Raw genomic sequence first — 22,985 nt, 5'->3', positions numbered from 1 at the left:
CCGCGCGGGTCAGCTCACCGTGAGGTGCAGGATGCGGTCGTCGCCCTTGGCGGGGGTGCCGCGGCCGTCGGTGTTGCTGGTCGTCAGGTACAGGGTGCCGTCGTCGGCGGCGACGACAGTGCGCAGGCGGCCGTAGGCGCCGGTGAAGAAGGACTGCGGCGCGGCGGCGGCGCGGACGCCGTCGAGGGGGATGCGCCACAGGCGGGCGCCGTGGAGGGCGGCCATCCAGATGGACCCGGCGGCGTAGGCGATCCCACTGGGCGACGCCTGGTCGGTGTGCCACTGGACGACGGGGTCGACGTACCCCGCGCGGTGCGCGATGCCCTCGACGACCGGCCAGCCGTAGTTCTTGCCGGGCTCGATGAGATTCAGCTCGTCCCAGGTGTCCTGGCCGAACTCCGACGCCCACAGGCGGCCCTTGTCGTCCCAGGCCAGGCCCTGCACATTGCGGTGGCCGTCGGAGTAGTCGAGGGAGCCGGGCGTGGGGTTGTCCTTGGGCGGCTGCCCGTCGGGCGTCATCCGCAGGATCTTCCCGGCGAGCGAGGACTTGTCCTGCGCGAGCCCGCGCTGGTTGGTCTCGCCGGTCCCGGCGTACAGCATCTTGTCGGGGCCGAAGGCGATCCGCCCGCCGTTGTGGATGGTGCCGCTGGGGATGCCCCGCAGGATCGTGTCGGGGGCGCCGAGCTGCTGGCCCTCGGCGTGCGAGGTGTCGTACAGCATGCGGACGATGCGGTTGTCCGACGCGGTCGTGAAGTACGCGTAGACCAGCCGGTCGGAGCCGAAGTCGGGGGAGACCGCGAGGCCGAGCAGACCGCCCTCGCCGCCCGCCTGGACGCCGGGCACGGTGCCGACCGCGCTGGTGGTCTTCTTGACCGGGTCCACGCGGACGATCCGGCCGGTGTCGCGGGAGCCGACCAGCATGGTGCCGTCCGGCAGCGTCGCGACGCCCCACGGGGTGTCGAGCCCGGAGGCGACGGTGCCGGTCACCTTCGCGGTGCCCTTGGCGGGCGCGGCGGACTCCGACGGGCTGGTGGGCGGCGCGGTGGTCCCGGCCGTGCCGCCGCTCGGGGAGGTCGCGGACGGCGAGGCGCCACTGCCCGACGGCCGGGGAGTGACGAGATTCGGGCCGTCCGACGAGCAGCCGCCGAGGACGAGTACGGCCACGGCGGCCACAGTCCCGGCCGCCGTCCGGCGGACCGGCCCGCGGCGCACTGCGCTCCAAGACCTCACGGCGCTCACTCCCTCGTTTCGCCCCAGCACATCACACGCGAGCGGCGTCCCGCCCGCCGATCACCCGTACCCGCCGGGGCCGCACGGCAGACCCGCGTCAGTCCCACGAGCCGCGCGCGGCGGGCAGCTCCGCGATCTCCGACAGGTCCTCCGAGGTCAGCCGCAGCCGCGCGGCCCCGGCGTTCTCGGCCGTCCAGCGGGCCGACTTGGCGCCGGGGACCGGCACGACGTGCGGCCCCTGGGCGAGGACCCAGGCCAGGGCGACCTGGGCGGCGGTCGCGTCGTGCCGCTGGGCCACCCGGCGCAGTCCGGCCACCACGGGCTGGTTGGCGGCCATCATCTCGGCGGTGAAGCGCGGATGCCGGGCGCGCAGGTCGTCCGGCTCGAAACCGCCGCCGGGCGTCAGCGTGCCGGTGAGGAAGCCGTTGCCCAGCGGCATCGCGGCCATGAAGCCGATCCCGCGCGCCGCGCACCACGGCAGCAGCGACTCCAGGGCCTCGGCCGCCCACACCGACAGCTCGGCCTGCACACAGCTGACCGGGAAGACCTGCTGGGCGCGTACGAGGTGCCGGATCGTCTCGTCGTGCAGGTGCGCGCCGGTGCGGCGGTTGCCGCGCGCGCCGACCGCGCACAGGCCGAGCGCCCGCACCTTGCCCGCCGCGACCAGTTCCGCCATCGCGCCCCAGGTCTCCTCGATGGGCACCTCGGCGTCCACGCGGTGGAGCTGGTAGAGGTCGATGACGTCGGTCTGGAGGCGGCGCAGCGACGCGTCGCAGGCGCGTTTGACGTACCCGGGGCGGCCGTTGGCGACGATGTGCTGCTCGCCGACGAGCAGCCCGCACTTGGTGGAGACGAAGGCGTCGCGCCGCCGCTCCCTCAACACCCGCCCCAGCAGCAGCTCGTTGGTGAACGGGCCGTACATGTCGGCGGTGTCCAGCAGCGTCGAACCCGTGTCGAGCGCGGTGTGCACGGCCCGCAGCGACGTCTCGCCGTCCTGGCGCGAGGTGCTGTACGCCCAGCTCATCGGCATGCATCCCAGGCCCACGGCGCCCACTTCGAGAGCTGCTGCACCGATTGTCCTGCGCTCCACCCGACCGTCCTCCCTCAAAGGGCCGTTCGTGATCCGCCGGACCGATCCCAGCCGCCGCCCCACTGTGTCATAGCCTCCTGACCATGAACGACATGACCCGAGACCGCCGTCCCCAGGTGTGGCTCTCCGTGCCGCCCGAGGGCGTGGACGGACTGCCGGACGCCTTCGAGTACGTCTTCTGGGACGGTGACGGCGACTTCCCCGCCGACCCGGCGGACGCCGCCTTCTACGTCGTCCCCTACATGAAGGGCGCGACCGCGGGAGCGCTGCCGCTGCCGCGGATGACCGGGGTGCGCGCCGTGCAGACGCTCAGCGCCGGAGTGGACCACATCCTGCCGCACCTGGAGCGACTGCCGCCCGGCGTGAGCCTGTGCAACGCGCGCGGGGTGCACGAGGCGAGCACCGCGGAACTCGCCCTCGCGCTCGTCCTCGCCTCGCTGCGCGGCATCCCGCGCTTCGTGCGCGGCCAGGACGCCGAGGAGTGGCACGGCGGTTTCTACCCGGCGCTCGCCGACCGCGAGGTGCTGATCGTCGGGTACGGCTCGATCGGCGCGGCCGTCGAGGAGCGGCTGATCCCGTTCGAGTGCGAGGTGGTGCGGGTGGCGCGCGGCGCCAGGAACGCGCCGCGCGGACCGGTGCACGCCCTCTCCGAGCTGCCGCGCCTCCTTCCGTCCGCCGACGTGGTGGTGCTCACCACTCCGCTGACCGAGCAGACCCGCGGCCTGGCCGGCGCGGAGTTCCTGGCCCGGATGAAGGACGGCGCGCTGCTGGTGAACATGGCGCGCGGCCCGGTCGTCGACACCGAGGCGCTGCTCGCCGAGACCGGGGCGGGGCGGCTGACCGCGGCGCTCGACGTCACCGACCCCGAACCGCTGCCCGCGGGGCACCCGTTGTGGCACGCGCCGGGCGTGCTGATCAGCCCGCACGTGGGCGGCAGCACCTCGGCCTTCATGCCGCGCGCCCAGCGGCTGATCCGCGAGCAGCTCGTACGCTTCGCGGCCGGTGAACCGCTGGAGAACGTCGTCGCGACGAGCTGACCCGGCTGGCCGAGCGACCGGCCGACCGGCCGATGGGCGGACCGAGACGTCCCGCGCACGGCCGTCGGGGCGCGGCCGACGCGTATGCGTGATGCGGGACGGGCACGCCTACAGCACGGGGGAGGACGGCCCTTCGGCACGCGGCGACCGCACGCGCGTCCGCCATCTTCCCTGTGGTTACGCTGAGTAGAGGAACTATGTCCCTGAGTGACGGATCTGGTGTATCGTCCCGATCGGGGGACTCACCGGGGCCGGGAGGGACGGCCACGGTGATGTGAACGACGAGCAAGTGAAGGGGGGCGACGGGCGATGCACGGCCGATGGATTCACTCCGGTCACTCCAGCGCGCGGGCCCAGAGCGCCGTACTGAGCAGCACACCGCGGCCGTTCGGCCCGCGCCGACGACACCGGACCGCACGGTGAGCTCCACCGGGGCGGTGCTCGCCCGCCCTTCGGCGCGCGGCGGCCGGGCGGGCCTGCTGCCCCAACTCCTGGTCGCGGTCCTGTGCGGCGGCTACACCACCGGCGCCGTGCTCGGCTGGGGCTCCAGCGAAGTCGCCCTGGTCATGGGCGACTTCGGACTCTCCGCCGCCGCGGCCACCGCCACCGTCTCCTCGCTGGTCTACGCGCGCAAGGTCTGCGGCCAACACCGCCCCGCCTGGCTGCTGTTCGCGGTCTCCTCCGCGATGGTCGCGCTCGGCAACGGCATCTGGGGCTGGTACGAGGTGGTGCTGCGCCGCCCGGTGCCGCAGACCTCCGCCGCCGACTTCTGCTTCCTGATGTTCGCGCCGCCCGCCATCATCGGCCTGCTCGTCCTGGCCAAACGCCCGGTCACCAGAGCCGGTTGGGTCTGCCTGGCGCTGGACGCGTCGCTGATCGGCGGCTCGCTGCTCACCTTGTCGTGGAGCCTGGCGCTCGCCCACACCGCGGCCTGGGACGGCCCGAGCACCGCCCGCATGGCGCTCTCGCTGGCCTACCCGCTGCTGGACATCGTCCTGGTCAGCATGGTGCTCGCCCTGCACTTCCGGCGCTCGGCCGCCAACCGCGCCGCGGTCAACACCGCCATCGCCGCGCTCGCCATGACCGTGCTGTGCGACGCCCTGTTCACCTCGCCGATCCTGCGCGAGCACTACCGCTCGGGCCAGATCCTCGACGCGGGCTGGTTCGCGGGCAGCATGCTGCTGGCGTACGCGCCGTGGACCGGCACCCGCACCGACCCGGTGCGGCGCACCGCCACCGCGACCCGCAAGGTCACCGGCTCGCTCGCCGCCCTCACGCCGTATCTGGCCGCCGCCGTCTGCACCCTCGGCATCCTCTACAACGTGATCACCGGCCAGAAGTGCGACCGCGTCGTCCTCTTCACCGGCTGCACCGTCGTCCTCGCCCTCGTCGTACGCCAGGGCATCATGCTGCTCGACAACATCTCGCTCACCCAGGAACTGGCCCAGAAGGAGAATCACTTCCGCTCCCTGGTCCAGGGGTCGAGCGACGTCATCATGATCGCCGCGCCCACCGGAGTGCTGCGCTACGTCAGCCCCGCCGCGCAGGGCGTCTACGGCCGCGACCCGGAGGAGCTGGTCGGCACCGAACTGGCCGCGCACATCCACCCCGACGACCTGGGACGCGTCGTCCACGAGGTCCGCAGATTCCTCGCCGCGCCGCCCGGCGACGAACCCGCCACCAGGATCGAGTGCCGCATCCGCTCCGGCCACACCCGCAACCAGGACGGCTCGGTGGCCGACGACTGCTGGCTCAGCGTCGAGTCCAGCGTCAACCGCTACCAGGGCGGCCTGATCTTCAACAGCCGGGACGTCACCGAACGCGTCCGGCTCCAGGCCCAGTTGCAGCACAACGCCTCGCACGACCCGCTCACCGACCTGCCCAACCGCGCGCTGTTCACCGAGCGCGTCACCCGCGCCCTGAGCGGCCGGAGGGCCGGTGACGCCCACGCCGCCCTGCTCTACGTCGACCTCGACGGCTTCAAGGCCGTCAACGACACGGTCGGCCACCAGGCGGGCGACGAACTGCTGGTCCAGGCCGCCCGGCGGATACGGGACGCGCTGCGCTCCGGCGACACCGCGGCCCGGCTCGGCGGCGACGAGTTCGCCGCCCTGGTCTGCGGCGCCAGCGCCGACCCGCGTGAGCGCGAGTTCCAGATCCTCGACATCGCGGAACGCCTGCGGTCGGTGCTCTGCGAGCCGTACCGCGTGGAGGGCGGCGAGGTCCGGGTCGCCGCCAGCATCGGCATCGCCTTCGCCGAACCCGGCGCCACCCCCGGCGAGCTGATGCGCAACGCGGACCTGGCGATGTACCGCGCCAAGCAGGCGGGCAAGGGCCGCGTCGAGGTCTACGCACCGCAGATGCAGGCCGACGTCGTCCGCCGCACCGAACTGGCCGGCAGGCTCCGCAAGGCGCTGCACGACGGCGAGTTCACCCTGCTCCACCAGCCCGTGGTGGAACTGGACAGCGGCCGGGTCACCTCCGTCGAGGCGCAGGCCCGCTGGCGGTCCGCGCAGGGCATCCTCTTCACCCCCGCCGAATTCCTGCGCGCCACCGAGGACACCGACCGTTCCTTAGAACTGGGGCGGTGGCTGCTGGAACAGGCGGTGGAGCAGGCGGCGCTGCGGTACGGGGCCGGTCACACCGTCCCCGTCGCCGTCCGGCTCCCCGCCCACCGCCTGCTCCACCGCGACCTCCCCGTGTCCGGCATCGAGACCATGCTCACCCGGCACGGACTGCCCCCCGGCGGCCTCGTCCTGGAGCTGGCGGGCGGCGACCCCCGGATCGCCCTGGACGACCTGGAGCGGCGGCTGTCGGCGCTGCGCAGGATGGGCGTACGGATCGCGCTCGGCGGCTTCGGCGGCGGCTACGCCTCGCTCATCGCGCTGCGCAGACTCCCCGTCGACCTCGTCAAGCTCGACCGCTGCTTCGTGGAGGGCGTCGTGGAGTCGGCCCGGCTGCACAAGATCACCCGCGGTCTGCTGCGGATCGCCCACGACCTGGGCGTGGGCAGCGTCGCCGACGGCGTGGACCGCCCCGAGCAACTGCACGTCCTGCGCGACATGGGCTGTACGCACGGCCAGGGCATGGCCTTCTCGGGGCCGCTGGACGAGCACCGGCTGCGCGGCTCGCTGACCCGCGGCGGCTATCCCGTACCGCGGGAAACACCCCGTGAACAGGTCACATCGAACGGACTTCCGCTGCCCTCGCGTCGCTCAAATACTGAGACGCGTGTCCCACCGGCTTGACACCCGCCGGGGTCCGGGAGGAAGGTCAAGGCCATGCGCACCCGAATTCTCGTACTTGGAAAGCGCGTCGGCTGACCGAGGCCGTACAGCCTCGCACACGCACCGACGCGCTCCCCTCGCTTGCCTCACGGCACGAGGGGTTTTTTGTTGTCCGGCCCCCGTCGGACACCCCCACAAAACCCTCATCACCCCCATCTTCGAGAGAAGAGAACGCAGATGACCGAGCAGGCCAACGGGTCCCACCATCCGCAGCCGCGGACCCGCAGCGCGGCTCCCGCCGCAGCAGCCACCCCCGAGCGCATGACGGGCGCGCAGTCGCTCATCCGCTCCCTCGAGGCCGTTGGCGCCGACACGGTATTCGGCATTCCCGGGGGCGCGATCCTGCCCGCGTACGACCCGCTCATGGACTCCGCGAAGGTCCGGCACATCCTGGTCAGGCACGAGCAGGGCGCCGGTCACGCCGCCACCGGCTACGCGCAGGCCACCGGCAAGGTCGGCGTGTGCATGGCCACCTCGGGTCCCGGCGCGACCAACCTCGTCACGCCGATCGCCGACGCCCACATGGACTCGGTGCCGATCGTCGCCATCACCGGGCAGGTCGCCGCCAAGGCCATCGGGACCGACGCCTTCCAGGAGGCGGACATCTGCGGCATCACCATGCCGATCACCAAGCACAACTTCCTGGTCACCGACGCGGCCGACATCCCGCGCACCATCGCCGAGGCGTTCCACATCGCCTCGACCGGCCGCCCCGGCCCGGTCCTGGTCGACATCGCCAAGGACGCGATGCAGAACGAGACGACGTTCTCCTGGCCGCCGCAGCAGGACCTGCCCGGCTACCGCCCGGTGACCAAGCCGCACGCCAAGCAGATCCGCGAGGCCGCCCGGCTGATCAACGAGGCCAAGCGCCCCGTGCTCTACGTCGGCGGCGGCGTCATGAAGGCCCGCGCCACCGGCGAGCTGCGCATCCTCGCGGAACTGACCGGCGCGCCCGTCACCACCACCTTGATGGCGCTCGGCTCCTTCCCCGACAGCCACCCGCAGCACGTCGGCATGCCCGGCATGCACGGCGACGTCGCCGCGGTCACCGCGCTCCAGAAGGCCGACCTGATCGTCGCCCTCGGCGCCCGCTTCGACGACCGCGTCACCGGCCGCCTCGACACCTTCGCGCCGTACGCCAAGGTCGTGCACGCCGACATCGACCCGGCCGAGATCTCCAAGAACCGCGTCGCGGACGTCCCGATCGTCGGTGACGCCCGCGAGGTGCTCGCCGATCTGATCGTCGCCGTCCAGGCCGACCACGAGGCCGGTCACAAGGGCGACTACACCGGCTGGTGGGAGCACCTGAACTTCTGGCGCAACACCTACCCGCTCGGCTACGACCTGCCCTCCGACGGCAGCCTGTCCCCGCAGCAGGTCATCGAGCGGATCGGCCAACTCGCCCCGGAGGGCACGCTGTTCGCCGCGGGCGTCGGCCAGCACCAGATGTGGGCCGCCCAGTTCATCAAGTACGAGAAGCCCTCCACCTGGTTCAACTCCGGCGGCGCGGGCACCATGGGCTACGCGGTCCCGGCCGCCATGGGCGCCAAGGCCGGCCGCCCCGACGCCACGGTCTGGGCGATCGACGGCGACGGCTGCTTCCAGATGACCAACCAGGAACTGGTCACCTGCGCGCTCAACAACATCCCGATCAAGATCGCGATCATCAACAACGGCGCGCTGGGCATGGTCCGCCAGTGGCAGAACCTCTTCTACGGCGAGCGGTTCTCCAACACCGTGCTGCACTCAGGCGCCGAGAACGTCCCCGGCTCCACGCAGGGCGTCGGCTCCATCCAGAACCGCGGCACCCGCGTCCCGGACTTCGTGAAGCTGTCCGAGGCGATGGGCTGCGTGGGCTTGCGCTGCGAGACCCCCGAGGAGCTGGACGCGGTCATCGCCAAGGCCAACTCCATCAACGACCGCCCCGTCGTCGTGGACTTCATCGTCCACGAGGACGCGATGGTGTGGCCGATGGTCGCCGCAGGCACCTCCAACGACGAGATCATGGCCGCCCGCGACGTCCGCCCGGACTTCAGCGACGAGCTGGACGACTGAAGCGACCGCGGACACGTGAGAGAAGGAATCCCGACCATGTCCAAGCACACCCTCTCCGTCCTGGTGGAGAACAAGCCCGGTGTCCTCGCCCGGATCACGGCGCTGTTCTCCCGGCGCGGCTTCAACATCGACTCCCTCGCGGTCGGCACCACCGAGCACCCCGAGATCTCCCGCATCACCATCGTGGTCAACGTGCTGGACGAACTGCCGTTGGAGCAGGTCACCAAGCAGCTCAACAAGCTCGTCAACGTGCTGAAGATCGTCGAACTCGACCCCGCGTCGGCGGTTCAGCGCGAACTCGTTCTGGTGAAGGTGCGGGCCGACAACGACTCGCGCTCCCAGATCGTGGAGATCGTCCAGCTCTTCCGCGCCAAGACCGTGGACGTCTCCCCGGAGGCCGTCACCATCGAGGCCACCGGCGGCGCCGACAAGCTGGAGGCCATGCTCAAGATGCTGGAGCCCTTCGGCATCAAGGAACTCGTCCAGTCCGGCACCATCGCCGTCGGCCGGGGCGCCCGTTCCATCACCGACCGCAGCCTGCGCGCGCTGGACCGCTCCGCGTAGCACCGCGGCGTCACGTAACGCCTCCTCGCCCGAATCCGTATGGCGAGACCCCGCAACCCCCGTGTCCCCACCCGTCGTACGGTGGGCCGTACAACCCGATCCAAGGAGAGACCCGAAGTGGCCGAGCTGTTCTACGACGACGACGCCGACCTGTCCATCATCCAGGGCCGCAAGGTCGCGGTCATCGGATACGGCAGCCAGGGCCACGCCCACGCGCTGTCGCTGCGTGACTCGGGCGTCGACGTGCGCGTCGGTCTGCACGAGGGCTCCAAGTCCAAGACCGTGGCCGAGGAGCAGGGCCTGCGCGTGGTGTCGGTGGCCGAGGCCGCCGCCGAGGCCGACGTGATCATGATCCTGGTCCCGGACCCGATCCAGGCCAAGGTCTACGAGGAGTCCATCAAGGACAACCTGAAGGACGGCGACGCCCTCTTCTTCGGCCACGGCCTCAACATCCGGTTCGGCTTCATCAAGCCGCCGGCCGGTGTCGACGTGTGCATGGTCGCCCCCAAGGGCCCCGGCCACCTGGTCCGCCGTCAGTACGAGGAAGGCCGCGGCGTGCCCTGCATCGCCGCCGTCGAGCAGGACGCCACCGGCAAGGGCTTCCCGCTGGCCCTGTCGTACGCCAAGGGCATCGGCGGCACCCGCGCCGGCGTCATCAAGACCACCTTCACCGAGGAGACCGAGACCGACCTCTTCGGTGAGCAGGCGGTCCTGTGCGGCGGCACCTCCGCACTGGTCAAGGCCGGCTTCGAGACCCTGGTCGAGGCGGGCTACCAGCCGGAGATCGCGTACTTCGAGTGCCTCCACGAGCTGAAGCTGATCGTGGACCTCATGTACGAGGGCGGCCTGGAGAAGATGCGCTGGTCGGTCTCCGAGACCGCCGAGTGGGGCGACTACGTCTCCGGCCCGCGGATCATCAACGAGAACACCAAGGCCGAGATGAAGAAGATCCTCGGCGAGATCCAGGACGGCACCTTCGCCAACAACTGGATCGCCGAGTACAACGCCGGTCTGCCGAAGTACAACGAGTACAAGAAGGCCGACGAGGACCACCTGCTGGAGACGACCGGCCGCAAGCTGCGCAAGCTGATGAGCTGGGTCGACGAAGAGGCGTAACACCCCTCACGCGGTCTCGGGGGCTCTCGGCCGCCGGGCGGGCCAAGGGGTCTGTCCGGCGGGTGAGAAGCCCCTTGGCCGTGGCGTACAACCACCTTCGGGTGATCCTTACACCAAGGCGTAGGGTGCCCGTCAACGCGCCGATACACTGCCTTAACAAGCGCGTCAGGCTCACAGCGTCGTGCGTCTTCCACGCGGCATGCCATCCCCTCCCTCCCTGGAGCGACCGCGGGACCGGCCGCCCACGAAGGACAAGTGAGGACCACGTGAGCCAGAAGCCTGTCGTACTCATCGCAGAAGAGCTGTCGCCCGCCACGGTGGACGCGCTCGGCCCGGACTTCGAGATCCGGCACTGCAACGGGGCGGACCGAGCCGACCTGCTGTCCGCGATCACCGATGTCGACGCCATCTTGATCCGCAGCGCCACCAAGGTCGACGCGGAAGCCGTAGCCGCCGCGAGCAAACTCCGGGTCGTCGCCCGCGCGGGCGTCGGCCTCGACAACGTCGACGTCTCCGCCGCCACCAAGGCCGGCGTCATGGTCGTCAACGCGCCGACCTCCAACATCGTGACCGCCGCCGAGCTGGCCTGCGGTCTGATCATCGCCACCGCGCGCAACATCGCCCCGGCCAACGCCGCGCTCAAGAACGGCGAGTGGAAGCGGAACAAGTACACCGGCGTCGAGCTGAGCGAGAAGACCCTCGGCGTCGTCGGCCTCGGCCGGATCGGCGTGCTGGTCGCCCAGCGGATGTCCGCCTTCGGGATGAACATCGTCGCGTACGACCCCTATGTGCAGCCCGCGCGCGCCGCGCAGATGGGCGTCAAGCTGCTCACGCTGGACGAGCTGCTCGAAGCCGCGGACTTCATCACCGTGCACCTGCCCAAGACGCCCGAGACGCTCGGCCTGATCGGTGACGAGGCGCTGCACAAGGTCAAGCCGTCGGTCCGGATCGTGAACGCCGCGCGCGGCGGGATCGTGGACGAGGAGGCGTTGGCCTCGGCGCTCAAGGAGGGCCGGGTCGCGGGCGCGGGTCTGGACGTATACAGCAAGGAGCCGTGCACCGACTCCCCGCTGTTCCAGTTCGACAACGTGGTGGCCACCCCGCACCTGGGCGCCTCCACCGACGAGGCGCAGGAGAAGGCGGGCATCGCCGTCGCCCGCTCGGTGCGCCTCGCGCTCGCCGGTGAGCTGGTCCCGGACGCGGTCAACGTCCAGGGCGGCGTCATCGCCGAGGACGTCAAGCCCGCTCTGCCGCTCGCCGAGAAGCTCGGCCGGATCTTCACCGCGCTGGCCGGGGAGGTCGCGGCCCGCCTCGACGTCGAGGTCTCCGGCGAGATCACCCAGCACGACGTGAAGGTGCTGGAACTCAGCGCGCTCAAGGGCGTGTTCGAGGACGTCGTCGCCGAGACGGTCTCCTACGTCAACGCGCCGCTGTTCGCGCAGGAGCGCGGGGTCGAGGTCCGCCTCACCACCAGCTCCGAGTCGCCCAACCACCGCAATCTGGTGACGGTGCGCGGCACGCTCGCCGACGGCACCGAGGTCTCGGTCTCCGGCACGCTGGCCGGGCCGAAGAACATCCAGAAGATCGTCGCGGTCGGCGACGTCGACACCGACCTGGTGCTCGCCGACCACATGGCCTTCCTGCGCTACACCGACCGCCCCGGCGTGGTCGGCACCCTCGGCCGCATCCTCGGCGAGGTCGGCGTCAACATCGCCGGTATGCAGGTCGCCCGCGCCGCTGCCGGCGGCGACGCGCTGGTCGCCCTCACCGTCGACTCCACGATCCCGGCCGGTGTCCTCAGCGACATCGCGGCGGAGATCGGCGCGACGTCCGCCCGCGCGGTGAACCTGACGGACTGACGGTCCGCACGCGTACGACGGCGCCGCCCCCCACCGGGTGTGGGGGGCGGCGCCGTCGGTATGTCCGGCCGCCCTACAGCCGCGCCGCCTTCAGGGCCATGTGGAGCAGCAGTCGCGACTCGCCGTCGGCCAGGTCGAGGCCGGTCAACTGCTCGATGCGCGAGAGCCGGTAGTAGAGGGTCTGGCGGTGGATGGCCAGCGCGGTGGCGGTGCGGCCGGCCTGCCCGGCGTTGTCGAGGAACGCCTCGGCGGTGTGGGCCAGTTCGCGGTGCGCGGGGGAGAGCAAGGGGGCGATCACCGGGTCCGGCGGGACGTCCGCCGGGAGCGCGGTCAGTAAACGGTAGGGGCCGATGCCCGACCACTTCGCGATCGGCCCGTGCAGCGGCTGCGCGAGCGCGGCGCGCGCCGCGTCCCCCGCCTCCCGCCACGCCTCCGGCAGCTCCGCGAGTGACTTGCGCCCGTCGCTGACCCCGGCCACCGCGCCCTCCGAGGCCACCTCCCCGAGCACCCGCGCCGCCGCCGACCTGGCCGTGGCCAGCAGTTGTACGGTGCGCAGCCGCACCAGCAGCGCGACGCAGTCGCCGCGCGGGCCCGGCACGAAACAGAGCGCGGCGGCCGACGGGATCGTCCGCGGCCCCGGCAGGTCGTCCTCGCCGCCGGACGGCGGCCGGATGCAGACCAGCGCGTGCGGCTCGTCGGCGTCCGGGCCGAGCGCCGTCCGCAGCGCGTCCTCCGCGTTGTCGCGGGCGGCGCGGGTGCGGGCGGTCAGCAGGTCGCGCAGCGCCCGGCCGGTGCCCGCGCCCTCGCGGGCCGTCACCGCGAGCCGGTCGCCGATCCTGGCGGCCACCGCCATCGCCGCGTCGAGCTGGGTCGCGGTGTGCTCGGCCTCGTCCAGCAGCCAGACGTAGCCGTGCACCACGCCGCCGTGCCGCACGGGCAGGCAGAGTCTGCCGCGGAAGACGCCCGCCGAGGGCGCGGCCGGAATCCGTACCGGCCCGGTGGCGCGGGTGATGCCGAACTGCTCGAACCAGGCGCGGACCTCGGTGGTGGAGCCGCGCGTGAGGATCGACCGGGTACGCACCGGGTCCGTCGCGCCGTCGTCACCGTCGTGCACGCCGAAGGCGATCAGCCGGAAGTCCCGGTCCTCCAAGGTCGCGGGCGCCCCCAGCAGCGCCGACACCTCGTCGACCAGCTCCTGGAGATCGCCGCCGAAGCCACTGAAACCGCCGCTGCCGCCGTAGTCACTACGCACTCGTCCATTCTCCCTCATACATCTGTATGAGGGACCACACCCTGATGCGTGACAGGTGTCGCTGGTCCAACGGGTAGGCGAATCCTAGATTCGGGGCGACGGCCGGGGACGGCCGTTCCCCCGTACCGCCCTCGTCCCGGAGGAGCCACCGTGCTCGGTCCCGTGTTGCTCGCCGCCTCGCGCAGCGACCGTATGCGCCGCGTCGTCGCCGCCGCACCCGTCACCCGTCCCGTGGTGAACCGCTTCATCGCGGGCGACGAACTGCGCCCCGCGATGGACACCGTGCGGTCGCTGACCGCCTCCGGCCTCGACGTCACCCTCGACCACCTCGGTGAGGACGTCACCGACCGGGCCACCGCGCAGGCCACCAGGGACGCGTATCTGCGGCTGCTGGAAGCGCTGCGGAACGACGGCCTCGGCAGCCGCGCCGAGGTGTCGGTGAAGCTGTCCGCCTTCGGCCAGACGCTGCCCGACGGCGGCCACGACATCGCGCTGGCCAACGTACGGCGGGTCGCCGAACTGGCCGCCGAGGTCGGCACCACCGTCACCCTCGACATGGAGGACCACACCACCGTCGACTCGACGCTGGCGATACTCCACGAGCTGCGCCGCGAGCACCCCGGCACCGGCGCCGTCCTCCAGTCGTATCTCTTCCGCACCGAGGACGACGCCCGCGCGCTGGCGGTCGCGGGCTCGCGCGTACGGCTGGTCAAGGGCGCGTACAAGGAGCCCGCCGAGGTCGCCTTCCAGGCCAAGGCCGACGTGGACAAGGCGTACGTCAGGGCGCTGCGCATCCTCTTCGCGGGCGACGGCTACCCGATGGTCGGCTCGCACGACCCGCGCATGATCGCCATCGCTCAGGACCTGGCGGCGCGCAACCACCGGCCGGCCGGGTCGTACGAGTTCCAGATGCTGTACGGCATCCGGGCCGCGGAGCAGCGGCGGCTCGCGGACGAAGGCGAACGTATGCGCATCTATGTGCCGTACGGCGCAGACTGGTACGGATACTTCATGCGCCGCCTCGCGGAGCGCCCGGCGAACCTCGCCTTCTTCCTCCGCTCCTTCCTCCCCGCCCGCTGATCCGGCCCGCCGGTCCCGGGCCCCTGATCCGCCCGTCGACTCCCGCCCGCTGATCCCCCTTTCTTCACCGAAGGAGAAACGCTTCATGGACGCCGTGACCCAGGTTCCCGCGCCGGTCAACGAGCCGGTGCACTCGTACGCGCCGGGCAGCCCGGAGCGCGCCCGTCTGGAGGCGAAGCTCAAGGAACTGGCGGGCAACCCCGTCGACCTGCCGATGTTCATCGGCGGCGAGCAGCGCATGGGCGGCGGCGAGCGCTCCGACGTCGTGCAGCCGCACAACCACGGCGCCGTGCTCGGCAGCTACGCCGAGGCCACCGCGCAGGACGCGCAGGACGCGGTCGACGCCGCGCTGGCCGCCGCCCCCGCCTGGCGCGCGATGGCCTTCGACGACCGCGCCGCGATCATCCTGCGCGCCGCGGAACTGCTCGCCGGACCCTGGCGCGAGACGATCGTGGCCTCCACGATGCTCGGGCAGGGCAAGACCGCCCAGCAGGCCGAGATCGACAGCCCCTGCGAACTGGTCGACTTCTGGCGGTTCAACGTCCACTTCGCGCGGCAGATCCTCGCCGAGCAGCCGGTCGCCAACGCCCCCGGCGTCTGGAACCGCCTCGACCACCGCCCGCTCGAAGGCTTCGTCTACGCGATCACGCCGTTCAACTTCACGGCCATCGCGGGCAATCTGCCCACCGCGCCCGCCCTGATGGGCAACGTCGTGGTGTGGAAGCCGTCGCCGACGCAGACCCACTCGGCCGTCCTGCTGATGAAGGTGCTGCGCGAGGCCGGGCTGCCCGACGGCGTCATCAACCTGGTGACCGGCAACGGCATCGCCGTCTCCGAGGTCGCCCTGACCCACCCGGACCTCGCCGGTATCCACTTCACCGGCTCCACCAAGACCTTCCAGCACCTGTGGCGCACGGTCGGCGAGCACATCGAGGGCTACAAGTCCTACCCCCGGATCGTCGGCGAGACCGGCGGCAAGGACTTCGTGGTCGCGCACCCGTCCGCCGACCCCGCGATCCTGAAGACCGCGCTGACCCGCGGCTCCTTCGAGTACCAGGGCCAGAAGTGCTCGGCCTCCTCCCGCGCCTACATCCCGCGCTCGATCTGGGACGGCGGCTTCAAGGAGGAGTTCGCGGCCGAGGTCGACGGCATCACCATGGGCGACGTCACCGACCTGTCCAACTTCCTCGGCGCCGTCATCGACGAGCGGTCCTTCGCCAAGAACAAGGCCGCCATCGACCGCGCCAAGGCCGACCCGACGATCGAGGTCGTCGCGGGCGGCACGTACGACGACTCGGTCGGGTACTTCATCCGCCCGACCGTCCTGGTCTCCACCGACCCGGCCAACGAGATCTTCCGCGAGGAGTACTTCGGCCCGGTGCTCGGTGTGTACGTCTACGAGGACGCCGACTTCGAGACGATGCTCGCGCAGATGGAGTCGGTCTCGGCGTACGGCCTGACCGGCTCGGTCATCGCGCAGGACCGGGCCGCGGTGGCCGACGTGATGGAGAAGCTGCGGTTCGCCGCGGGCAACTTCTACATCAACGACAAGTCGACCGGCGCCGTCGTCGGCCAGCAGCCGTTCGGCGGCGGCCGGGCGTCGGGCACCAACGACAAGGCGGGCGCCGCGCAGAATCTGCTGCGCTGGACGTCCACGCGCTCCATCAAGGAGACGCTGGTCCCGCCGACGGACTACCGCTACCCGCACCAGGGCTGACCACGCCCTGCCCTCAGCGGCCCCCGTCACCGGTCCCCATCCGGTGGCGGGGGCCTCCTCATGGGTGACGGTCGTCTCAGATAGTAGGAAGTCCGAGTAATTGTGGCGACAGGACGGCCACGCTGACCTAACTTTGTAAGAAGCCGAACGTCTCGCTCCATCGAGCGAGCGGCGGATGCGAGCAGCGCCCTTCGCGCGGGTCACCCCCGCGGCGCCCGCTCCCCGCCCCGTTCCGTGGCGACCGCCATCCATCTCCTCAAGTTTTCCCTGGAGTTGATCACCATGGACGAGACCGCCCGCCAGAACGCCCTCCGCGCCCTCCAGCGCAGCATGGACCGCCGCGACAACGGCGGCAGCACGGGCCACGAGGCCCGCTGACCGCACGCCGCACGAGCGGCGCGCGGCCCGCGGCCGGCCCCGTGGCCCGGCCTCATGAGACCGGCTCCCCACCACCGGTCTCACGGTTCCGGCCCTACCGCGCGCGCCGCGCCACCGTGAAGTGGTCGATCCGCGCACCCGTCTCCGCCAGCGCGGACACGGTCAGGGTCGACTCCCGCCCCGGCCGCGCGGGCTCGACGTCCACGGAGATGAACGAGTAGCCGGTGTAGCGGACCCGCGACCACTCGACGGTGTCGGCGACCTTGCCGCCGCCCTTCGCGGAGTGCCACGTCGTGACCGAGTCCACGTGGTGCTCCGCGCCCTCCACCGAGTCCGGCGCCGGGAAGTCGTACAGGCTGCGGCCCGCGCCGCCCGCGGTCACATAGACGACGCCGTCCGTCTCCGGCCGGGTCGTCGCACCGATCGCCACCTGCCGGGACACCTGCCCGCCGCGGATCGCGTCGGTCCGCTCGTACACGTGGTTGTGGCCGTTGATCACCAGGTCCACCCGGTGCTTCTCGAACAGCGGCACCCACTGCGCCTGCACACCGCCGTCCGAGGCGTGCGCGTTTGTGGTCGAGTACGCGCAGTGGTGGAAGAAGACCACCAGGAAGTCGATGCCGTGCTGCTTGCGGTACTGGCCGAGCGTCCGGTCCAGCCACGCGGTCTGCTTGCCGCCGGTGATCCCGTAGTTGGCCGGGATCTCGTACGAGACGTCGTTGGCGTCCAGCGCGATCACCGCGGTGTTGCCGTAGACGAAGGAGTACGAGCCCGGCTGGTTCTTCGGGTCGTGGCCGTTGCCGGGCAGCGCCCAGCGGGCCTCCTGGCCGCCGTAGCCGTTGGGCGAGTACCAGGCCTCCATGTCGTGGTTGCCGGTGGTCACCATCCACGGCACCCGCGCGGCCACCGACTCGGTCTGCGCGAGGAAGGAGTCCCAGGTGCGCGCGTCGTAGTCGGCGCCGTCCGCGGGCAGGCCCGCGCCGTCCGGGTCGGCGTAGCAGATGTCACCCGCGTGCAGGTGGAAGGCCGGGTTGCGGGCCAGGATCAGCGAGTCGTTGGCCAGCGCGTGGTAGCTGACGCCCTGGTCGCCGAAGGCGGTGAAGGTGAAGCGCTCCCGCTTGCTCTGCGAGGGAGCGGTGGTGAAGGAACCCACGGTCGCGAAGGCGGCGGCGTCCGCCGGGTCGAAGCCCTCGTGGCCGACGCCGTAGTAGTAGGTGGTGTCGGGACGCAGCTTGTCCAGCGCCACGTGCAGGTAGAACTGGTCGACCGGCGGCAGCTTGCTGTTGAGGAGCTGCGGGGTGTGCAGCGCCCGCACCTCCGCCTCGATCTTGTGGCTGAGCGACCAGGGCTGGAGACCGACCCGCAGGAACGGCCTGCGGACCGCGAGCGGCACCTGCCAGGAGACCCGGAACTGGGTCTTCGGGTCGGGGCCGAAGGCGAGGTGGCGGCCGAACGGGGCGACCAGCGCGCCGTCGACGTGGTGCCCGGTGGCGGGCCGGCCGAGCAGCGTCGGGCCCGCGCCGGGGCTCGGGGTGCTCGCGGCGGCGACGCCGCTGAGGAGGCCGGAGGCGGCGATCGTGCCCGCGGCCGCGACACTGCCGCCGATGACCCGGCGGCGGGTCAGCTTGGCGCGCAGGTATTCGTGCTGCTCCGCCATGCTCATCCGACCGGCGAGCCTGGCGTCGATACCCATCTGTGGTGTGTCCATGACGCGCAATCTCCCAGCGCCGTCCTACCGTGGCCCGACTGGCGTCCGTCCGCGCGGTGAACGCGGCGTGGCGACCGGCTGACGCCCAGGATGCCGGATACCTCCGGTCGTCCGGCATGCGGACACGCCGTGTCAGGGGCTGGGACGCGGAGTAGGGTGCACGGCATGTCTCGCAGCATCAGCCTCGCAGTGATCCCCGGTGACGGAATCGGCCAGGAAGTCGTGACGGAGGGCCTCAAGGTCCTTGCCGCCGTGCTTCCGCAGGACGTCAAGCTGGAGACGGAGGAGTTCGACTTCGGCGCGAAGCGCTACCACGCCACCGGTCAGACGCTGACCGACGACGACCTCGGCCGGCTCAAGGCGCACGACGCGATCCTGCTGGGCGCGATCGGCGACCCGTCGGTGCCGTCGGGCGTGCTGGAGCGCGGCTTCCTGCTCAAGCTCCGCTTCGCCTTCGACCACCATGTGAACCTGCGGCCGAGCAAGCTGTTCCCCGGTGTCGCCTCGCCGCTCGCGGGCACCCCGGAGATCGACTTCGTCGTGGTCCGCGAGGGCACCGAGGGCCCGTACACCGGCAACGGCGGCTCGATCAGGACCGGCACCGAGCACGAGGTGGCCACCGAGGTCAGCCTGAACACCGCCTTCGGCATCGAGCGCGTGGTGCGCGACGCGTACGCCCGCGCCCAGGCCCGCCCCCGCAAGAAGCTCACGCTCGTGCACAAGAACAACGTGCTCGTGCACGCGGGCCACCTGTGGACCCGGATCTTCGAGCAGGTCGGCGCCGAGTTCCCCGAGGTCAGCACCGACTACCTGCACGTGGACGCGGCGACGATCTTCCTCGTCACGCAGCCCGAGCGGTTCGACGTGATCGTCACCGACAACCTCTTCGGCGACATCATCACCGACCTGGCCGCGGCCGTCTCCGGCGGCATCGGCGTGGCCGCCAGCGGCAACATCAACCCCAGCCGCGACTTCCCCTCGATGTTCGAGCCGGTGCACGGCTCCGCGCCCGACATCGCGGGCCAGTCCAAGGCCGACCCGACCGCCACCGTGCTCTCGGTCGCCCTGCTCCTGCGGCACCTCGGTTACGAGGCCGAGGCCGAGCGGATCGACGCCGCCGTCCAGGCCGACCTGTCCGAGCGCACCGGACAGCCCGCCCGCAGCACGGTCGCGATCGGCGACGCGCTGGCCGCCCGGGTATCCGCCTGACGCGGCGGTCCGACCTCGAGGCCAGGGGCTGCCCCGGCCCCACCTGTAGGTACCCGGCCCCACCGCTGCGATAATCGGCGGTGGGGCCGCGGTGCGACCGGATGCTCGGACGTCCTAGGACCTGTCCCGGTGTCCCCGCCGCCACGACGGCGAACGACAACGGCTGACCTGCGCTGACAGCACCCGCCAGCGCACGACGGCGAACGACGGCGAACGACAGCGAACACGGCGAAGGACACGGACATGACGACACCCACGATCGAGCTGAAGCCCTCCGCCCACCCGCTGGCCGCCGCCGAGCGCGAGGCGATCCTGGCCGACCCCGGCTTCGGGCGGTACTTCACCGACCACATGGTCACCATCAAGTGGACCGAGGGCCGCGGCTGGCACGACGCCCAGCTCGTGCCGTACGCCCCGCTCTCGATCGACCCGGCGAACATGACGCTGCACTACGCGCAGACGATCTTCGAGGGCCTGAAGGCGTACCGCCAGCCCGACGGCACCGTGGCCACCTTCCGGCCCGAGGCCAACGCGCGGCGCTTCCAGTCCTCCGCGCGCCGTCTGTCGATGCCCGAGCTGCCGGTCGAGACCTTCATCGAGGCGTGCGACGTGCTGGTCAGGCAGGAGAAGGCGTGGGTGCCGGACGCGGGCGAGGCGTCCCTGTACCTGCGGCCCTTCATGATCGCCACCGAGGTCGGCCTCGGGGTGCGCCCGGCCAACGAGTACCTCTTCCTGGTGATCGCCTCCCCGGCCGGTTCCTACTTCTCCGGCGGCGTCAAGCCGGTCTCAGTGTGGCTGTCCGAGGAGTACGTGCGCGCCGCGCCCGGCGGCACCGGCGCCGCGAAGGCGGGCGGCAACTACGCCGCCTCCCTCGTCGCCCAGGCCCAGGCCATCGAGCACGGCTGCGACCAGGTGGTCTGGCTCGACGCGATCGAGCGCCGCTGGATCGAGGAGATGGGCGGCATGAACCTGTACTTCGTGTACGGCGACCGCATCGTCACCCCCGAGCTGTCCGGCTCCCTCCTGCCGGGCATCACGCGCGACTCCCTCCTCACCATCGCCGCGGACCTCGGCTACGAGGTCGGCGAGGGCCGGATCTCCGTGGACGACTGGAAGCGGGACGCCGCCGACGGCACCCTCACCGAGGTCTTCGCGTGCGGCACCGCCGCCGTGATCACTCCGGTCGGGTCCGTCAAGTCCACCCGCGCGAGCTGGCCGGTGGCCGACGGCGCGCCCGGCGCGGTCACCATGCGCCTACGGGAGGCGCTTCTCGACATCCAGGGCGGCCGGGCCGCCGACCCGTACGGCTGGATGCACCCGCTGGGCGGCTGAGCGCGGGCGGGGGCGGCGCGTCGGACCGCGAGGCGCCGCCCACCAGGGAAGCGACCGAATGGTGAGACCGGCGTCCCGAGTGGGCCGGTTTGTGGCACACTGCCAACGTGCACCCGTACGCCAACGTGATTATTGGCCGCAGGCACGCCGGTCCGCAGTGACTGATCCCCTGACCACAGGGGAGCGTCACCCGCCCAGACCCGCGTGCAGACCTCTCGCATCCGCGAGAGGTTTTTTCGTTTTCCGGCCCACCACCGCCGGGAGGCGGGGCGCGAGGGACGATGGGGGCAAGTGGAGCTGGATCCTCCCGATATCCGCATGTCCGGACGGGAACCCACTCACCCGACAGGAGTTACGACAGCCATGACCGCCGAACTGGACGACAGCTTCCACGTCTTCGACACCACGCTGCGCGACGGCGCCCAGCGCGAGGGAATCAACCTCACCGTCGCCGACAAGCTGACGATCGCCCGGCACCTGGACGACTTCGGAGTGGGGTTCATCGAGGGCGGCTGGCCCGGCGCCAATCCCCGCGACACCGAGTTCTTCGCCCGAGCCGCCACCGAACTGGACCTGAAACACGCGACGCTGGTGGCCTTCGGCGCCACCCGCCGCCCCAACGCGGTCGCCGCGCAGGACCCGCAGGTCAAGGCCCTGCTGGACTCCGGCGCCCCGGTCATCACCCTGGTCGCCAAGTCCCACGACCGGCATGTGGAACTGGCCCTGCGCACCACTCTCGAAGAGAACCTGGCGATGGTGACGGACACCGTCTCCCACCTCGTCGCCCAAGGGCGCCGCGTCTTCGTCGACTGCGAGCACTTCTTCGACGGCTACAAGGCCAACGCCGCCTACGCCACCGCCGTCGTACGGGCCGCGCACGAGGCGGGCGCGTCCGTCGTCGTCCTGTGCGACACCAACGGCGGGATGCTGCCCGCCCAGGTCCAGGCCGTCACCGGGCTGGTCCTGGCCGACACCGGCGCGCGCCTGGGCATCCACGCGCAGGACGACACCGGCTGCGCGGTCGCCAACACCCTGGCCGCCGTGGACGCGGGCGCCACCCACGTCCAGTGCACCGCCAACGGCTACGGCGAGCGCGTCGGCAACTCCAACCTCTTCCCGGTGGTCGCCGCGCTGGAGCTCAAGCACGGCCGCCGCGTCCTGCCGCCCGGCACGCTCGGCGAGATGACCCGCATCTCGCACGCCATCGCCGAGGTCGTCAACCTGCCGCCCTCCACCCACCAGCCCTACGTCGGCGTCTCCGCATTCGCGCACAAGGCCGGTCTGCACGCCTCCGCGATCAAGGTCGACCCCGACCTCTACCAGCACATCGACCCCGAGCAGGTCGGCAACACCATGCGGATGCTGGTCTCCGACATGGCGGGCCGCGCCTCCATCGAGCTCAAGGGCAAGGAACTCGGCATCGACCTCGGCGGCGACCGCGAGCTGGTCGGCCGGGTCGTCGCGCGCGTCAAGGAGCGCGAGCTGAAGGGCTACACCTACGAGGCCGCCGACGCGTCGTTCGCGCTGCTGCTGCGCGAGGAGCTGGAACGCGCTGAGAACGGCGGCCCGCGCCGCTTCTTCCGCACCGAGTCCTGGCGCGTCATCACCGAGGACCGCCCCGACGGCACCCACGCCAACGAGGCGACGGTGAAGATGTGGGCCAAGGGCGAGCGCATCGTGGCCACCGCCGAAGGCAACGGCCCGGTCAACGCCCTGGACCGCGCCCTGCTCGCGGCCCTCGGCCGGATCTACCCGCAGCTCGCCGCCTTCGCGCTGGTCGACTACAAGGTCCGTATCCTCGAAGGCCGTTCGGGCACCGACTCCACCACCCGCGTGCTGATCACCACCACGGACGGCGCCGCCGAGTGGTCCACGGTCGGCGTCGCGGACAACGTGATCGCCGCGTCCTGGGCGGCACTTGACGACGCGTACACGTACGGGCTGCTGCGCGCGGGCCTCGAACCCCAGGAGCAGTAGCGGGATTTGGCCCCCTGGGCGTCACCCCTCGCGGGCCGTTTACCGGCCTTTACCGGCCTTTACCGGTCTTTGCCGTGCTCCGGGTCCCGGTCGT

Annotated in this window: 16 protein-coding genes; 12 read left to right on the top strand and 4 right to left on the bottom strand. The window is 71.5% G+C overall.

The genetic code is table 11. The features are described 5' to 3' along the window. Positions 1 to 9: 9 nt before the first annotated feature. Positions 10 to 1,164 carry a PQQ-dependent sugar dehydrogenase gene (locus ACIOC1_RS05770; protein ID WP_401852199.1) on the bottom strand — a complete coding sequence of 385 codons (1,155 nt, stop codon included), beginning with the start codon at positions 1,162 to 1,164 and terminating at the stop codon, positions 10 to 12. A gap of 163 nt (positions 1,165 to 1,327) precedes the next feature. Next, positions 1,328 to 2,320 carry an aldo/keto reductase gene (locus ACIOC1_RS05765; RefSeq protein ID WP_355348110.1) on the bottom strand — a complete coding sequence of 331 codons (993 nt, stop codon included), beginning with the start codon at positions 2,318 to 2,320 and terminating at the stop codon, positions 1,328 to 1,330. 92 nt (positions 2,321 to 2,412) lie between these two features. Here ACIOC1_RS05765 and ACIOC1_RS05760 point away from each other — a divergent pair, with 92 nt between their 5' ends. The 6 genes from ACIOC1_RS05760 to serA all read left to right on the top strand — a co-directional run bounded on the left by ACIOC1_RS05760 (position 2,413) and on the right by serA (position 12,238). Next, positions 2,413 to 3,357, top strand: coding sequence for an NAD(P)-dependent oxidoreductase (locus tag ACIOC1_RS05760; protein ID WP_391044844.1), 945 nt, complete (start codon positions 2,413 to 2,415; stop codon positions 3,355 to 3,357). Between the two features lie 419 nt (positions 3,358 to 3,776). Then, the gene (locus ACIOC1_RS05755; RefSeq protein ID WP_401852197.1) at positions 3,777 to 6,605 is read left to right on the top strand and encodes a putative bifunctional diguanylate cyclase/phosphodiesterase; all 2,829 of its coding nucleotides are present in this window, start codon (positions 3,777 to 3,779) and stop codon (positions 6,603 to 6,605) included. A gap of 216 nt (positions 6,606 to 6,821) precedes the next feature. Next, positions 6,822 to 8,699, top strand: coding sequence for an acetolactate synthase large subunit (locus ACIOC1_RS05750; protein WP_355348116.1), 1,878 nt, complete (start codon positions 6,822 to 6,824; stop codon positions 8,697 to 8,699). A 36-nt stretch (positions 8,700 to 8,735) separates the two neighbouring features. After that, the gene (gene ilvN, locus ACIOC1_RS05745) at positions 8,736 to 9,263 is read left to right on the top strand and encodes an acetolactate synthase small subunit (RefSeq protein ID WP_188284938.1); all 528 of its coding nucleotides are present in this window, start codon (positions 8,736 to 8,738) and stop codon (positions 9,261 to 9,263) included. Between the two features lie 117 nt (positions 9,264 to 9,380). Beyond that, positions 9,381 to 10,379, top strand: coding sequence for a ketol-acid reductoisomerase (gene ilvC / locus ACIOC1_RS05740; protein ID WP_355348120.1), 999 nt, complete (start codon positions 9,381 to 9,383; stop codon positions 10,377 to 10,379). A 266-nt stretch (positions 10,380 to 10,645) separates the two neighbouring features. Continuing rightward, on the top strand, positions 10,646 to 12,238 hold the full coding sequence (gene serA, locus ACIOC1_RS05735) for a phosphoglycerate dehydrogenase (RefSeq protein ID WP_355348123.1): 1,593 nt from the start codon (positions 10,646 to 10,648) through the stop codon (positions 12,236 to 12,238). Positions 12,239 to 12,311: 73 nt separating this feature from the next. Here the strand turns inward: serA and ACIOC1_RS05730 are convergent, their stop codons facing one another. After that, positions 12,312 to 13,508 (bottom strand): helix-turn-helix domain-containing protein, encoded by a 1,197-nt coding sequence (locus tag ACIOC1_RS05730; RefSeq protein ID WP_355348126.1) that lies wholly within the window; start codon positions 13,506 to 13,508, stop codon positions 12,312 to 12,314. A 132-nt stretch (positions 13,509 to 13,640) separates the two neighbouring features. On the opposite strand from ACIOC1_RS05730, the gene ACIOC1_RS05725 reads away from it, so the two are divergent. From ACIOC1_RS05725 to ACIOC1_RS05715, 3 genes are all read left to right on the top strand, one after another. Continuing rightward, positions 13,641 to 14,570, top strand: a complete 930-nt coding sequence (locus tag ACIOC1_RS05725; RefSeq protein WP_355348129.1) for a proline dehydrogenase family protein — start codon at positions 13,641 to 13,643, stop codon at positions 14,568 to 14,570. 85 nt (positions 14,571 to 14,655) lie between these two features. After that, positions 14,656 to 16,287, top strand: a complete 1,632-nt coding sequence (gene pruA / locus ACIOC1_RS05720; RefSeq protein ID WP_391044767.1) for an L-glutamate gamma-semialdehyde dehydrogenase — start codon at positions 14,656 to 14,658, stop codon at positions 16,285 to 16,287. Positions 16,288 to 16,521: 234 nt separating this feature from the next. Next, the gene (locus tag ACIOC1_RS05715; RefSeq protein WP_188284990.1) at positions 16,522 to 16,665 is read left to right on the top strand and encodes a hypothetical protein; all 144 of its coding nucleotides are present in this window, start codon (positions 16,522 to 16,524) and stop codon (positions 16,663 to 16,665) included. A gap of 94 nt (positions 16,666 to 16,759) precedes the next feature. Here the strand turns inward: ACIOC1_RS05715 and ACIOC1_RS05710 are convergent, their stop codons facing one another. Then, positions 16,760 to 18,373: a fibronectin type III domain-containing protein gene (locus tag ACIOC1_RS05710; RefSeq protein ID WP_391161488.1), complete on the bottom strand. Its 1,614-nt coding sequence runs from the start codon at positions 18,371 to 18,373 to the stop codon at positions 16,760 to 16,762. Positions 18,374 to 18,538: 165 nt separating this feature from the next. On the opposite strand from ACIOC1_RS05710, the gene ACIOC1_RS05705 reads away from it, so the two are divergent. The 3 genes from ACIOC1_RS05705 (at position 18,539) to cimA (ending at position 22,891) form a co-directional block, all read left to right on the top strand. Next, positions 18,539 to 19,582: a 3-isopropylmalate dehydrogenase gene (locus tag ACIOC1_RS05705; RefSeq protein WP_391161487.1), complete on the top strand. Its 1,044-nt coding sequence runs from the start codon at positions 18,539 to 18,541 to the stop codon at positions 19,580 to 19,582. A 243-nt stretch (positions 19,583 to 19,825) separates the two neighbouring features. Next, positions 19,826 to 20,914, top strand: a complete 1,089-nt coding sequence (locus ACIOC1_RS05700; RefSeq protein ID WP_401852191.1) for a branched-chain amino acid aminotransferase — start codon at positions 19,826 to 19,828, stop codon at positions 20,912 to 20,914. Between the two features lie 363 nt (positions 20,915 to 21,277). Next, the gene (cimA, locus tag ACIOC1_RS05695) at positions 21,278 to 22,891 is read left to right on the top strand and encodes a citramalate synthase (RefSeq protein ID WP_355348143.1); all 1,614 of its coding nucleotides are present in this window, start codon (positions 21,278 to 21,280) and stop codon (positions 22,889 to 22,891) included. Positions 22,892 to 22,985 lie beyond the last annotated feature (94 nt).

The organism is Streptomyces sp. NPDC088197, assembly GCF_044741185.1.
In the GTDB taxonomy this organism is placed as follows: Bacteria; Actinomycetota; Actinomycetes; order Streptomycetales; family Streptomycetaceae; genus Actinacidiphila.
The sequence above is the reverse complement of the archived record's forward strand: the minus strand, read 5'-3'. Positions and strand labels throughout refer to the sequence as shown.

What these genes read in the sequence shown, in the direction of transcription:
- ACIOC1_RS05760 (WP_391044844.1), top strand. Translation starts at nt 2,413, where the DNA reads ATGACCCGAGACCGCCGTCCCCAGGTGTGGCTCTCCGTGCCGCCCGAG.
- ACIOC1_RS05750 (WP_355348116.1), top strand. Translation starts at nt 6,822, where the DNA reads ATGACCGAGCAGGCCAACGGGTCCCACCATCCGCAGCCGCGGACCCGC.
- ilvN (WP_188284938.1), top strand. Translation starts at nt 8,736, where the DNA reads ATGTCCAAGCACACCCTCTCCGTCCTGGTGGAGAACAAGCCCGGTGTC.
- ACIOC1_RS05730 (WP_355348126.1), bottom strand. Translation starts at nt 13,508, where the DNA reads ATGAGGGAGAATGGACGAGTGCGTAGTGACTACGGCGGCAGCGGCGGT.
- pruA (WP_391044767.1), top strand. Translation starts at nt 14,656, where the DNA reads ATGGACGCCGTGACCCAGGTTCCCGCGCCGGTCAACGAGCCGGTGCAC.
- ACIOC1_RS05710 (WP_391161488.1), bottom strand. Translation starts at nt 18,373, where the DNA reads ATGGACACACCACAGATGGGTATCGACGCCAGGCTCGCCGGTCGGATG.
- ACIOC1_RS05705 (WP_391161487.1), top strand. Translation starts at nt 18,539, where the DNA reads ATGTCTCGCAGCATCAGCCTCGCAGTGATCCCCGGTGACGGAATCGGC.
- ACIOC1_RS05700 (WP_401852191.1), top strand. Translation starts at nt 19,826, where the DNA reads ATGACGACACCCACGATCGAGCTGAAGCCCTCCGCCCACCCGCTGGCC.
- cimA (WP_355348143.1), top strand. Translation starts at nt 21,278, where the DNA reads ATGACCGCCGAACTGGACGACAGCTTCCACGTCTTCGACACCACGCTG.